Annotated in this window: 12 protein-coding genes; 11 read left to right on the top strand and 1 reads right to left on the bottom strand. The window is 69.6% G+C overall.

Annotation, left to right across the window (positions count from 1 at the left end; translation table 11 throughout):
* The first annotated feature begins 10 nt into the window (after window positions 1–10).
* From IEW85_RS05205 to IEW85_RS05190, 4 genes are read left to right on the top strand one after another with little or no spacing between them, the layout of a single operon-like run.
* Window positions 11–892 (top strand): ABC transporter ATP-binding protein, encoded by an 882-nt coding sequence (locus IEW85_RS05205; protein ID WP_188683370.1) that lies wholly within the window; start codon window positions 11–13, stop codon window positions 890–892.
* Window positions 893–894: 2 nt separating this feature from the next.
* Entirely contained in the window at window positions 895–1,533 is a 639-nt protein-coding gene (locus tag IEW85_RS05200; RefSeq protein WP_188683368.1) for an ABC transporter permease, read from the top strand.
* A complete protein-coding gene (locus tag IEW85_RS05195) occupies window positions 1,530–2,195 on the top strand; it encodes an ABC transporter permease (RefSeq protein WP_188683366.1) in 666 nt (221 codons plus the stop codon). Before IEW85_RS05200 ends, IEW85_RS05195 begins: the two co-directional genes overlap by 4 nt.
* Before the next feature lie 16 nt (window positions 2,196–2,211).
* On the top strand, window positions 2,212–3,150 hold the full coding sequence (locus tag IEW85_RS05190) for an ABC transporter substrate-binding protein (protein ID WP_188683364.1): 939 nt from the start codon (window positions 2,212–2,214) through the stop codon (window positions 3,148–3,150).
* A 60-nt stretch (window positions 3,151–3,210) separates the two neighbouring features.
* Here the strand turns inward: IEW85_RS05190 and IEW85_RS05185 are convergent, their stop codons facing one another.
* Entirely contained in the window at window positions 3,211–4,728 is a 1,518-nt protein-coding gene (locus tag IEW85_RS05185; protein ID WP_229658813.1) for a glutamyl-tRNA reductase, read from the bottom strand.
* Window positions 4,729–4,864: 136 nt separating this feature from the next.
* Here IEW85_RS05185 and hemE point away from each other — a divergent pair, with 136 nt between their 5' ends.
* The 7 genes from hemE (at window position 4,865) to hemB (ending at window position 12,429) form a co-directional block, all read left to right on the top strand.
* Window positions 4,865–6,067: a uroporphyrinogen decarboxylase gene (gene hemE, locus IEW85_RS05180; RefSeq protein WP_188683362.1), complete on the top strand. Its 1,203-nt coding sequence runs from the start codon at window positions 4,865–4,867 to the stop codon at window positions 6,065–6,067.
* Entirely contained in the window at window positions 6,045–7,502 is a 1,458-nt protein-coding gene (locus IEW85_RS05175; protein WP_188683360.1) for a protoporphyrinogen/coproporphyrinogen oxidase, read from the top strand. Before hemE ends, IEW85_RS05175 begins: the two co-directional genes overlap by 23 nt.
* A gap of 96 nt (window positions 7,503–7,598) precedes the next feature.
* Entirely contained in the window at window positions 7,599–8,402 is an 804-nt protein-coding gene (gene hemQ, locus IEW85_RS05170) for a hydrogen peroxide-dependent heme synthase (protein WP_188683357.1), read from the top strand.
* The gene (locus IEW85_RS05165; RefSeq protein WP_188683355.1) at window positions 8,402–9,517 is read left to right on the top strand and encodes a ferrochelatase; all 1,116 of its coding nucleotides are present in this window, start codon (window positions 8,402–8,404) and stop codon (window positions 9,515–9,517) included. Before hemQ ends, IEW85_RS05165 begins: the two co-directional genes overlap by 1 nt.
* Before the next feature lie 114 nt (window positions 9,518–9,631).
* On the top strand, window positions 9,632–10,651 hold the full coding sequence (gene hemC / locus IEW85_RS05160) for a hydroxymethylbilane synthase (RefSeq protein WP_188683353.1): 1,020 nt from the start codon (window positions 9,632–9,634) through the stop codon (window positions 10,649–10,651).
* A 22-nt stretch (window positions 10,652–10,673) separates the two neighbouring features.
* A complete protein-coding gene (locus IEW85_RS05155; RefSeq protein WP_188683351.1) occupies window positions 10,674–11,420 on the top strand; it encodes a uroporphyrinogen-III synthase in 747 nt (248 codons plus the stop codon).
* 34 nt (window positions 11,421–11,454) lie between these two features.
* On the top strand, window positions 11,455–12,429 hold the full coding sequence (hemB, locus tag IEW85_RS05150; RefSeq protein ID WP_188683349.1) for a porphobilinogen synthase: 975 nt from the start codon (window positions 11,455–11,457) through the stop codon (window positions 12,427–12,429).
* Window positions 12,430–12,494 lie beyond the last annotated feature (65 nt).

Raw genomic sequence — 12,494 nt, 5'->3', positions numbered from 1 at the left:
GACTCTCTCCATGGGCATCGAATTCCGTCATGTCGAGAAGACTTACCCGGATGGAGCGCAGGCCGTCCGGGACATCAGCTTCACCGTGCCCTCCCACACCACCACCGTGCTGCTGGGATCCTCGGGCTGCGGGAAGACCACGCTGCTGCGCATGGTCAACCGGATGGTGGACCCCACGGGCGGGCAGCTGCTCATCGACGGGGAGGACATCGCTGGGGCCGAGCCCGTGCGGCTGCGCCGGAGCATCGGGTATGTGATGCAGCATTCCGGGCTGCTGCCCCACCGTCGAGTGATCGACAATGTGGCCACCGGTCTGCGGCTCAACGGAGCGGCCCGCGGTCCGGCCCGCTCCCAGGCCGAGGAGCTGCTGGAGCTGGTCGGCCTGGATCCGGCGCTGGGACGGCGCTATCCGGATCAGCTCTCCGGCGGACAGCAGCAGCGGGTGGGCGTGGCCCGCGGACTGGCCGGCGACCCGAACATCCTGCTGATGGATGAGCCCTTCGGCGCAGTGGACCCCCTGGTGCGCCTGGAGCTGCAGCAGCAGATGAAGCGGCTGCAGACCGAGCTGCGCAAGACGGTCCTCTTGGTCACCCATGACATCGAGGAGGCGCTGAGCCTGGGCGATCAGATCATCCTGCTGCGCCCCGGCGGGGAGATCGCCCAGGCGGGCACGGCCCAGGAGCTGCTCAGCGCCCCGGCGGACGACTTCGTCGCCCGGTTCCTGGGTGTGGCCCAGGGACGACGCCGGCTGCGCACCTCCGCAGGACAGGACGGTGAATGGGTGGTCACCGATGCCGAGGGCCGGCCGCTGGGCGTGGTGGAGGCCCCGCCCGGGCCAGTGCATCCGAGAGCTGATCCGTCTGGATCAGTGCCGCCGGAGGACGGACGCTGAGGATGGACTGGATCCTGGCCAACACCGGGCGCATCGCCGAACTCACCCTGGACCATGCGGCGCTGAGCCTGCCGGCAGTGCTGGCGGCCTTCCTGCTCTCGGTCCCGTTGGCTGTGCTGGCCAACCGGCTGCGCCCGCTGCGTGAACCCATCGTCTCCGGCACGGGCCTGCTCTACGCCGTCCCCTCGCTGCCGCTGTTCATCGTGCTGCCGATCATCCTGGGCACCGGTATCCGTGACCCGCTGAACGCCGTGGCCGCTCTGACGCTCTTCGGCATGGCACTGATGGTCCGCTCCGCGGCTGAGGCTCTCGACGCCGTCTCCGCCGAGGTCCGGCTGGCCGCCGCGGCTCAGGGCTATTCCTCCTGGGGGCGGTTCTGGACGGTGGATCTGCCGCTGGCCGGTCCTGCCATGCTGGCCGGGCTCAGGGTGGTCAGCGTGAGCACCATCAGCCTGGCCACGGTCAGCGCGGTGCTGGGCGTGCCCTCGCTGGGCTCGCTGTTCACCGATGGATTCCAGCGCGGGATCATGGAATCGGTGCTGGCCGGAGTCGTGATGACTGTGGTGATGGCGCTGATCCTGGACCTGCTGTTGGTGCTGAGCGGGCGGCTGCTGATGCCCTGGGCGAGGAGGCGAGCATGAACCATCTCCTCGAGGCCTGGGAGCTGCTGATCCAGGCGGACACCTGGACCGGACCCACGGGGATGGGTGCCCGCGCCTGGGAGCATCTGCTCTACACCGTGCTGGCTGTGGGGGTCTCTGCGCTGATCGCACTGCCGGCCGGGCTGGCAGTGGGGCACTTCGGCCGGGGCAGGAACCTCGCGGTGCTCAGCACGGGGGCGGTCCGCGCCCTGCCCACCCTGGGTGTGCTGACGCTGGTGGGGCTGGTGGTCGGCGTAGGGCTGATGGCCCCGATGGTCGCGCTGATCATCTTGGCCGTGCCCTCGATCCTGGCCGGCACCTACTCCGGGGCGGAGTCGGTGGATCCACGCGTGGTGGACGCCGCCCGAGCCCAGGGAATGAGCCGCTGGCAGATCCTGTTCGCCGTACAGATCCCGCTGGGGCTGCCGCTGATCATCGGCGGGATCCGGCTGGCGGTGCTCCAAGTGGTGGGGACCGCCATGCTGGCCGCCTATGTGGGAGCTGGAGGATTGGGCGCCCCGCTGTTCCTGGGGCTGCGCACCTATGACTACCCTCTGCTGCTGGCGGCGTCGCTGGTGGTCATCGCGCTGGCGGTGCTCCTCGATATAGCCTTCGGAACAGTGCAGAGAACAGCCCGCCGCCTGATGAGAGGCCCGGCCTGATGAGAGGAAACACCTGATGAGGAAGCACACCCCCGTATGGGCTGGCCTGGCCGGCCTGACCCTGGCCCTGACCTCCTGCGGCAGCGATGACCCCATGGGCGGCGGCGGAGACGACGACGCCGGCCAGGACGGTGCCCTGGTGGTGGGCTCGCAGCAGTACTACTCCAACACTGTGGTCGCCGAGCTCTACGCCCAGGTCCTCGAGGAGGCCGGCTATGAGGTGGAGCGCGACTACGACATCGGCCAGCGCGAGGCCTATATGCCGGACCTGGAGGCCGGGGAGATCGACGTCTTCCCCGAATACACCGGCAACCTGCTTCAGTACCTGGACGAGGACGCCGAGGACACCGGCGAACAGGAGGTGCTGGAGGCCCTCGGCGAGACTCTGCCCGAGGGCCTCACCGCGCTGACCCCGGCCGAGGCCGCCGACCAGGACAGCTACACGGTGACCCCCGAGTTCGCCGAGGAGCACGGCCTGGAGAGCATCGGCGATCTGGCCGAGGTGGAGGAGGACCTGACCATCGTGGCCAATGCCGAGTTCGAGGAGCGCCCCTATGGTCCCGGGGGCGCCTCCGAGGTCTACGGCGCCACGGTGAACCTGATGAACGTGGAGGACTCCGGGGGACAGCTCACCCTGAACTCCCTGCTGGACGGCGACGCCCAGCTGGCCAACATCTACACCGCTGATCCGGCCATCGAGGAGCACGACCTGGTGGTCCTGGAGGACCCGGAGGAGATGATCCTGCCGCAGAACATGTTCCCGCTGGTCTCCTCAGCCGTGGACGAGGAGGCTCAGGCGGCTTTGGAGGAGGTCAGTGCGGCCCTGACCCAGGAGGAGCTGATCGCGCTGAACACCAGCAGCGTGGATGAGCAGGCCTCCGCCGAAGATGTGGCCGAGACCTGGCTGGTCCAGCACGAGCTGATCGAACCGGACGGGTCGGGCCAGGAAGGCTGAACCGAGCCCCGCGGAGCTGAGCCCGATGCGCTGAGCTGGGTGGCGCCTGGCGGCGCCTGCTCAGCCGGCCTTGGGCAGCGGCTCGGCGGGCTGGATGTGGCGCACGGCGTCCAGCCGCTCCACATTGAAGTCGCCGGGCCGGTGGTGCCGGCAGAAGCCGCCGCTGGGCACCTGCCGCAGGTAGGCGGCCATCTGGGCCAGCTCGGCGGGGGAGAAGTCCTCCGCGCGGCGGCGCTTGGCCGGGGTGCGCCGCTCGGAGTCCTCCGGAACGGCCTGTTCGCGCGGGGCGACCTCCAGACCGAAGACATCCTCCAGCGCCTTCACATAGTCCTCGGTGCGGCCCTCGGCGGCCAGCTCCCGGGCACGGACGGTGGGGGTGTGCAGCAGCTTCCGGACGATCTTGCGGACTGCGAACTCCACCTCCTCGGAGGCGGCGGTGCAGCCGTGATGCTTGCGCACCTTGGCCATCTCCTCGTCCAGCACCTGCTGGGTGTGCCGGCGCAGCGCCACGATGGCGTCATCAGCGCTGCGCTCGCGGCGCTCGGTCAGGTACTGCTGGACCGAATCGGCGACGACGGCGCGCGCATCCTCCACCGAATCCTCGGTCTCCGAGGGGGCGGCCATCTTCACCGACTCCAGCGTGATCAGCTCGACGCCGTCGAGGTCTGCCACATCCGGGGTGAAGTCATGGGAGAGGGCCAGATCCACCACGGTCAGCGGGGCGGTGCGCCCGCCCTGTTCGACGGGCTGGCCCAGTCCGGCCAGGGTGCGGATCTCGCCGGCGGTGATCTGGCGGTTGCCGCCGGAGCAGCCGATGACCACATCGGCGCTGCGGAAGGCCTGGCTCAGCTCCTCCATGGCCAGGGAGCGGATCCGGCCCTCGGCCTGCAGGGCCTCGGAGCGCTGGGAGACGAATTCCTCGGCGCGGCCGGATCCGGAGAAGACGGCGATGTCGCTGACCCCGCGCTCGATCAGCTGAGCCAGGGAGGTGCCGGCATAGGCGCCGGTGCCGATCAGCACCACTGAGGCGCCGCGGTAGAACTCGGCGCCGTCGCCGCGCATATCCCCGGCGATGTCCAGGGCCACGGAGACGATGGAGCGTCCGCGGGAGCCCAGGGCAGTGCGGGTTCCCACATCCTTGGCGGTGCGGGTGGCGGTCTCGAAGAGCTTGGTCAGATTGCCGGAGACGGTTCCGGCGCTCTGTGCCTCGGCCAGGGACTTGCGCACCTGGCCGGCGATCTCGCGCTCGCCGATGACTGCGGAGTCCAGCCCGGCGCCGACCTCGAAGAGGTGGCTGACGGCGTCGTCCTCCATCAGGGTGCAGAAGGAGGAGGCGATGGTCTCGCGGGTGAGCCCGGAGGACTCGGCCACGGCGTCGATGAGCTGCTCGCGGGCGGAGCTGACGTCCTCAGGCTTGTCCGAGGGGGACTCTGCGTAGATCTCGAGCCGGTTGCAGGTGGCCAGCGTGACGGCAGGCACATTGACAGAACCGGCCACATCGGCCGCTCCTGAGCTGAGGGTTCCGACGGTCTCGAGGTCGAGATCCGAATGGGTTGCGACGAGCGAGAATAGAGTCACGACGGCGTCCATTCTACGTCCGATCACGGCCTGCGTGGTAATGCGCGCAACGCGTTACGCTCGGCCGCCGTCGGCCTGCGCCGATCACCGCCGGTCGGCCCTCCTCACCCTGCCTGTCACAGGTACGCTTGAGGGTATGACTCGACTTCCCGACGATCACCCGTTGGTGCGCGGACTCACCGCCGACGCCCCTCTGCTGAATCAGTACCGCGGATCCCGCACCGCCGCCGGGGAGCAGCAGAAGCCCGCCCGCAGACCTGTGTGGTTCATGCGTCAGGCCGGCCGCTCGCTGCCGGAGTACCGCTCCCTGCGCGAGGGCACCACCATGCTGGATGCCTGCCTGGACCCGGCGATGGCCGCGGAGATCACGCTGCAGCCGGTCCGTCGGCACGACGTCGACGCCGCCATCTTCTTCTCTGACATCGTCATCCCGCTGCGCCTGGCCGGGATAGATGTGGAGATCAAACCCGGTGTGGGTCCGGTGCTCGGCTCCCCGGTGCGCACCCGTGAGGACGTGGAGGCGCTGCCGCAGCTCGACGACGACGCCTTCGCCCCCATCGCTGAGGCGGTGGCCAAGACCACTGCCGGTCTGGAGCAGCTGGCGCAGGAGCAGGGCCGCTCCTCAGTGACCCCGCTGATCGGCTTCGCCGGAGCCCCGTTCACCCTGGCCGCATACATGGTGGAGGGCCGCCCGAGCCGCGACCACCTTGGCCCGCGGGCGATGATGCACGGAGATCCCGAGACTTGGCGGGCGCTGGCCGAATGGGCCGCCGACGTCTCCGGGCGCTTCATGCGTGCCCAGGTCATGGCCGGAGCCTCCGCCGCCCAGCTCTTCGACTCCTGGGCAGGATCCCTGGGCCGCGAGGACTACGCCGCCCACGTCCAGCCCCACTCCGCAGCGGCCTTCTCCCATGTCACCGGCCTGGGTGCCGAGCAGGATGTGCAGGTTCCGCTGATCCACTTCGGCACCGGCACCGGCGAGATGATCGATCTGATGCGGGATGCGATGACTGAGGGGGAGCCGCAGGGATCCCCGGGCGGCGCCGGAGGCTACGGCGGGGGTGCGGCTCACCCGGTGGTCGGTGTGGACTACCGGCTGAACCTCACCGAGGCCGGCCGCCGCGTGGGTGCCGGGACCCCGCTGCAGGGCAATATCGATCCCGCACTGCTGACCGCCCCCTGGGAGGTCCTGGAGGACCACGTCCGTCAGGTGGTGGCCTCCGGCGCCGGTGCGGCAGGACATGTGCTGAACCTGGGCCACGGTGTGCCACCGGAGACCGATCCGGAGGTGCTGACCCGCGTGGTGAGCCTGATTCATGACATCGGCTACGAGGGCTGAACGAGCCGCGGCACCCCGGACGGCCGTGGTCGGAGGCGGGATCGCCGGCCTGACCGCGGCCTGGGAGACGGCGCGCGCCGGGGTCCCGGTGCGGCTCTATGAGGCCTCCGACCGGCTGGGCGGGGCCATCGCCCCGCATGTGCTGGCCGGACTGGAGGTCGACGCCGGCGCGGAGGCCTTCGCCACCCGTTCCGCCGCCGTCCCGCAGCTGATCCAGGAGCTGGGACTCAGCGACCAGGTGGTCGAGCCCAACCCCGACGGCGCCTGGCTGCAGCTGCCCGACCTGGCCTCCCCGCTGCCGGCCACCGGCATCCTGGGGATCCCCGGCGATCCGGCGGCCGCCGATGTGGTGGCCATCCTGGGGGAGGAGGGTGCTCGGCGCGCGGCCGAGGACCTGAGCCGCCCCCTGGAGGGCTGGGGTGCTGCGGCTGAGGCTGGTGCCGGTGCGGCCGGCGTCGGGGCTCCCAGTGTGGGTGCTGTGGTGCGCGACCGGATGGGCCAGACGGTGCTGGACCGGCTGGTGACCCCGATCGTCTCTGGGGTGCACTCCGCGCAGGCCGATGATCTGGATATGGGCAATGCCGCCCCCGGGCTCTTCGAGGCGATGTGCCAGGAGGGCTCCCTGGCCCGCGCTGTGGCCAAGGTCAGGTCCTCAGCTCCCGCAGGCTCCGCGGTGAACTCGCTGGAGGGCGGGCTCAAGACGCTGGTGGCGGCCTTGGAGCAGAAGCTCACCGAGCTCGGTGTGGAGATCCGCACGGGCACAGAGGTCACGAATCTGGGTGACCTGGATGCTGAGCACGTGATCCTCGCTGTGGACGGACCGCGGGCGCTGGGCCTGGCCGCTCCCTATGCCGATCTGCCGCCGCAGCAGGCGGAGTTGGGGCGCGGCGTCTCCCTGGTCTCCATGGTGCTGAAGGCCCCGGAGCTGGATGCCCGGCCGCGGGGCACCGGCATGCTGGTGGCCCCCTCGGTGGAGGGGATCGGCGCCAAGGCGATGACCCATGTATCGGCCAAATGGGACTGGGCTTCGCGCGCGCTGACCCAACAGCTGGGGGAGGGGCACCACCTGGTGCGGCTCTCCTATGGGCGCGTAGGCGATGACCCCGCCGCCGGTGCGCTGGGCTTCGCCTCCTCGGATGAGCAGCTGCTCCAGGCGGCGGCCGCCGACGTCGGGGCACTCTTCGGTCTGCCCATCGCAGGCGAGCAGATCCTCGATGCCGATGTGGTGCGCTGGCAGAAGGCGCTGCCGCAGGCCTCGGCCGGGCACCAGCAGTATGTGGCCCAGGTGCGCGAGGCACTGGCACAGGGTTGGAGTGCACAGAGCCGCTCCGGGCCGAGGCTGTACGCCGTCGGGTCCTGGTTCGCCGGCACCGGACTGGCGCGGGTGATCCCTGATGCCCGCGCTGTCGCCGAGCTTATTACGAACGATTCATAATTCGGTTAGAATCGTCTGCGGCGATCTTCTACTGCCCGTAGAAGATCGCTTCCCGGTAGACTCTTCCCGCCATCATCCGGACCATTTGGAGGCAGTATGAGCTACGGCCGCAACGCCGTGAGGACCCCTGAGGACGTCAACGCCTCAGGCAAGGACTGGTACACCCTGTATGCCGTCTTCAAGCGGGACGGACAGGAGATCAAGCGCTTCATCCCCGGTGATGGTGCGACCGGCGGAGACCGGCTGGCCCGCAAGGTCACCGACTTCTTCACCGACACCGGCAACGTGGCCAAGGACTTCGAGGAGACCGCGGCATCCCTGGTGGGCGGCGGCCTCGGCTCCGACGACGACGCCGTGGAGCTGCGCGGCGTCTACGACGTCTCCGGCATGCGCGCCGACGCCGACGTCATGGTCTGGCTGACCGGCCACAAGGCCGAGAAGCTGCAGGCCGCACTGCGTACCCTCCACCGCACTCGGCTGCTGAACACCACGGAGCTGGCCTTCTCGGCCATGGGCGTGCACCGTACCGCCGAGTTCGCCCGCTCCCACGTCCCGGCCTTCGCCCGCGGTGTGGACGCTGAGGACTGGCTGGTGGTCTACCCCTTCAACCGCAGCTACGACTGGTACCTGATGGATCCGGCCAAGCGCGGCGCCCTGCTGCGCGAGCACGGTCAGCTGGGCCAGGAGTTCCCGTCGGTGCTGGCCAACACCACCAGCGCCTTCGCTCTGAACGATTGGGAGTGGCTGCTGGCCCTGGAGGCCCCGCAGCTGACCGATCTGGTCGACATGATGCGCAGGCTGCGCGAATCGGAGACCCGCTACCACGTCCGGGATGAGACCCCCTTCTACACCGGACGCCTCCTGAAGACCACTGATGAGATCATCGAGGTTCTGTACTGATGACCACTGCCTACAACTATGACGCGATCCTGCTGGCCTCCTTCGGCGGACCCGAGGGCCAGGTCGATGTCATCCCCTTCCTACGCAACGTCACTGCGGGTCACGGCATCCCTGAGGAGCGGCTGGAGGAGGTCGCCACCCACTACCGCGCACACGGCGGCATCAGCCCCATCAACCAGCAGAACCGTGACCTGCTGGCCGAGCTGGAGAAGGAGCTGGCTGAGCGTCAGATCGACCTTCCCATCTACTGGGGCAACCGCAACTGGGACCCCTACTTCCCGGCCACCTTCCAGAAGATGTACGAGGACGGCCACCGCAAGATCCTGGTCCTGGTGACCTCGGCCTACATCGGCTACTCCAGCAACGATCAATACCTGGAGGACTTCGACAAGGCTCTGGCCGAGACCGGCCTGGAGGGCAAGCTCGAGGTGGTCAAGGTCCGCGAGTTCTTCCACGACAAGGCCTTCACCGCGCCCAACGCCGAGTTCCTGGCCGCAGGCATCAAGGACGTGCGCGCCCAGCTGGAGTCCGCCAACGGCGCCAGCCACAAGCCGAACGGTCGTATCAAGATCCACTGGGTCACCCACTCCATCCCGACCGCCACCGCGGAGAAGCAGGGCCCGGCACGGATCAAGGAGCTCTTCGGCACCGACGTCTACACCGCTCAGCACCAGGCGATCGCCGATCATCTGATGAGCACCGTCCCCGAGGCCGAGGGCCTGGACCACCAGGTGGTCTTCCAATCCCGCTCCGGCGATCCGCGCACCCCCTGGCTGGAGCCGGACATCAATGACCAGATCGAGGAGGACGCGGAGAACGGCGTGGACGCCGTGGTCGTCATGCCCTTCGGCTTCGTCTCCGACCACATGGAGGTCATCTGGGACCTGGACACCGAGGCCGAGGAGACCGCCGGGGAGAAGGGCCTGGCCTTCCACCGGGCGCCCACCACCGGCATCCACCCGGGCTTCATCTCCGGGCTGGTGGACATCATGGGCGAGTACATCACCCGCGATGGCCAGCCGCTGGCCTCCGGTGAGCAGACCGTTCCCGGCGACTGGTCCGACCTGACCGGCGAGGGCGGCTGGGGCACTCGGGTCGAGACCCAGCAGGGCTGAGGCCGGCAGGCCTGAACTGATCAACCCTTGTGTGGGCACTTTCAGGTGGTATGAGCTGTGCGGTACGGCTCATACCACCAGGAAGTGCCCACGCAAAGATGAGGAGGAGAGTCCATGGAACAGTTCCGCGTAGGAACCCGCGGCAGTCGGCTGGCGCTGACCCAGACGACGACGGCGGCCGAGGCGCTCTCCGCCCATGCGCAGCTGGACTACGAGCTCATCACCATCCGCTCCGAAGGTGATGTCCTGACCGGCCCACTGGCTCAGATGGGCGGCACCGGAGTCTTCGCCACCGCCCTGCGCCAGGCGCTCTTCGACGACCGCTGCGATGTGGCGGTCCATTCGCTCAAGGACCTGCCGGCCAAGGACCTGGAGGGACTGAGCATCGCCTCGGTGCCCCCGCGCGAGGAGGTCCGCGACGCGCTCTGCGCCGCCGATGGCCCCACCCTGGAGCAGCTGCCCCAGGGCGCCAAGGTGGGCACCGGCTCGCCGCGCCGCGCTGCCCAGCTGCTGGCCGTACGCCCGGACCTCGAGGTGGTGGACATCCGCGGCAACGTCGGCACCCGGCTGGCCCGGGTCCGCGGCCGCGAGGATGCCGCCGAGAAGTCCCCGCAGGCCCCCGATTCCCAGCGCGGTGACCTCGACGCCGTCGTGCTCGCCGGCGCGGGGCTGCTGCGGCTGGGCCTCGAGGAGCACATCTCTGAGCTGCTGAGCCCCGAGGTCATGTTGCCCGCGCCCGGACAGGGCGCGCTGGCCGTGGAGGTCCGCGAGGCCGATGACGATATGGTCTCCCCGCTGGGGCAGGCCCTGGCGCTGAGCGACGACCTGCCCAGCCGGCTGGAGACCACTGCCGAGCGGGCGCTGCTGGAGCGGCTCAACGCCGGCTGCTCCGCTCCCATCGGCGGACTGGCCCGCTTCACCGAGGAGCCCGACGGCGGCTCGGTTCTGCGCCTGGAGACTGTGGTCTGTGCCCCCGACGGCGCACAGGTCCAGCGGGCGGGCGCCGAGGTGCCCCTGGAGGCCGGTGCGCCGCGGGACACTGCGGTGGAGCTGGCCCGTGGACTGGGCCGCCAGGTGGCCGAACAGCTGCTGGCCGAGGACTCCGGGCTGCTGGAGCACGTGGTGGACGTATGAGCCTGATCGGTGGAGGGCAGACGTGACCCGGATCCTGCTGACCCGCAGGCCCTCGCAGGCCGGCCCTCTGGAGGCCGGTCTCCGCGAGGTCGGCTTCGAAGTCTGCTTCCTGCCCCTGACCGCTCAGCGGCTGCCCGAAGACCGGACCGAGCTCACTGCTGCGATCGACCGTCTGGAGCAGGGCGATTTCACCGTGATCATGCTCACCAGCGGAAACACTGTGCGCTCTCTGCTGACCGCCGGCTGGTCAGGGGACCTGCCGGCGGACACGGAGACGGCGGTGACCGGGGCGGGGACCGCCCGGGTGCTCCAGGAGCTCACCGAGATCGTCGACCCTTGGATGCCCACCCGTGAAGCATCCGCCGAGGGGATCCTGGCCGAGATCCCGCATCCGCCGGAGGATGACCGTCAGCTGCTGCTGCCCCAGTCCGCCCAGGCCCGTCCGCGGCTGGCCGAAGGCCTGCGCGAGCTGGGCTGGGAGGTCACCACGGTGACCGCCTACGAGACTGTCCCGTTGGAGGACCCGCTGGGGGAGGCCGCCGGCGTCGGGGGTTCTGAAAGGAGCTCTGCAGTGCAGGCTGAGGACGTGCTGCTGCTGACCAGCTCCACGGCTGCCCAGGCCGCGGCCCGGCTGGAGATTCCTGAGACGGTGCGGCTGCTGGCCATCGGGCGTCCCACCGCCGCGACCATGCACGAGCTCGGCCTGCCCTGCTCCGGGATCCTGCCCGAGGTGAGCGCAGCTGGAGTCCAGCAGGCGCTGAACTCCTGATCCCGCACCCCTGACTCCTACTAGACTGAGGCCTATGGCATTCCCCTCTGACCGTCCCCGCCGGTTGCGGCGGACTCCCGCTCTGCGCCGTCTGGTCGCCGAGACCCGTCTGCACCCGGCCGACTTCATCCTGCCGGTCTTCGTACGCGAAGGTCTGAGCGAGCCCGCCCCGATCAGCTCCATGCCCGGCGTCGTCCAGCACACTGAGGCCACGCTCCTCGAGGCCGCCGAGGAGGCCCGCGACCTCGGGCTGGGCGGCATCATGCTCTTCGGCATCCCCGCCGAGCGCGACGCCCAGGGCAGCGCCGGGCTGGACCCCCAGGGCATCCTCAACCGCAGCATCCGCGCGGTGAAGGATCGGGTGGGTAATGACCTGCCCGTCATGTCCGACCTCTGCCTGGACGAGTTCACCGACCATGGCCACTGCGGCGTGCTGGACTCCTCGGGCTCTGTGGACAATGACGCGACTCTGGAGATCTACGCGCAGATGGGCGTGGTCCAGGCCGAGTCCGGCGCCGACGTCGTCGCCCCCTCCGGGATGATGGACGGTCAGGTCGCCGTGATCCGTCAGGCCCTGGACGAGGCCGGCCATCAGGACATCCCGATCCTCGCCTACGCCGCGAAGTACGCCTCTGCCTACTACGGTCCTTTCCGCGATGCTGTGGACTCCCAGCTGCAGGGTGACCGCCGCCAGTACCAGATGGACGCGCCCAACCGGACCGAAGCCATCCGTGAGGTGGAGCTGGACCTGGCCGAAGGCGCTGACATGGTCATGGTCAAGCCTGCTGCGGCCTATCTGGACATCCTGCGCGAGGTGGCGGAGATCAGCGATGTGCCCGTCTCGGCCTACCAGGTCTCCGGCGAGTACGCGCTGATCGAGGCCGCCGCGGCCAACGGCTGGGTGGACCGGCAGGCTGTGGTCATGGAGTCGCTGATGGCCATCCGCCGGGCCGGTGCCACCAATGTGCTGACCTACTACGCCGCTGAGGCCGCGCGCTGGCTGCGCTGAGGCCTCCCTCCCTCCTCCCTCCTGCGGATCGCGTACCCCGTTGTTGACAATGGGGAACACGATCC

The organism is Nesterenkonia cremea, from assembly GCF_014642675.1.
GTDB lineage: Bacteria > Actinomycetota > Actinomycetes > Actinomycetales > Micrococcaceae > Nesterenkonia > Nesterenkonia cremea.
Note: the sequence above shows the minus strand (reverse complement) of the source record. Positions and strands in the feature narration are given on the sequence as shown.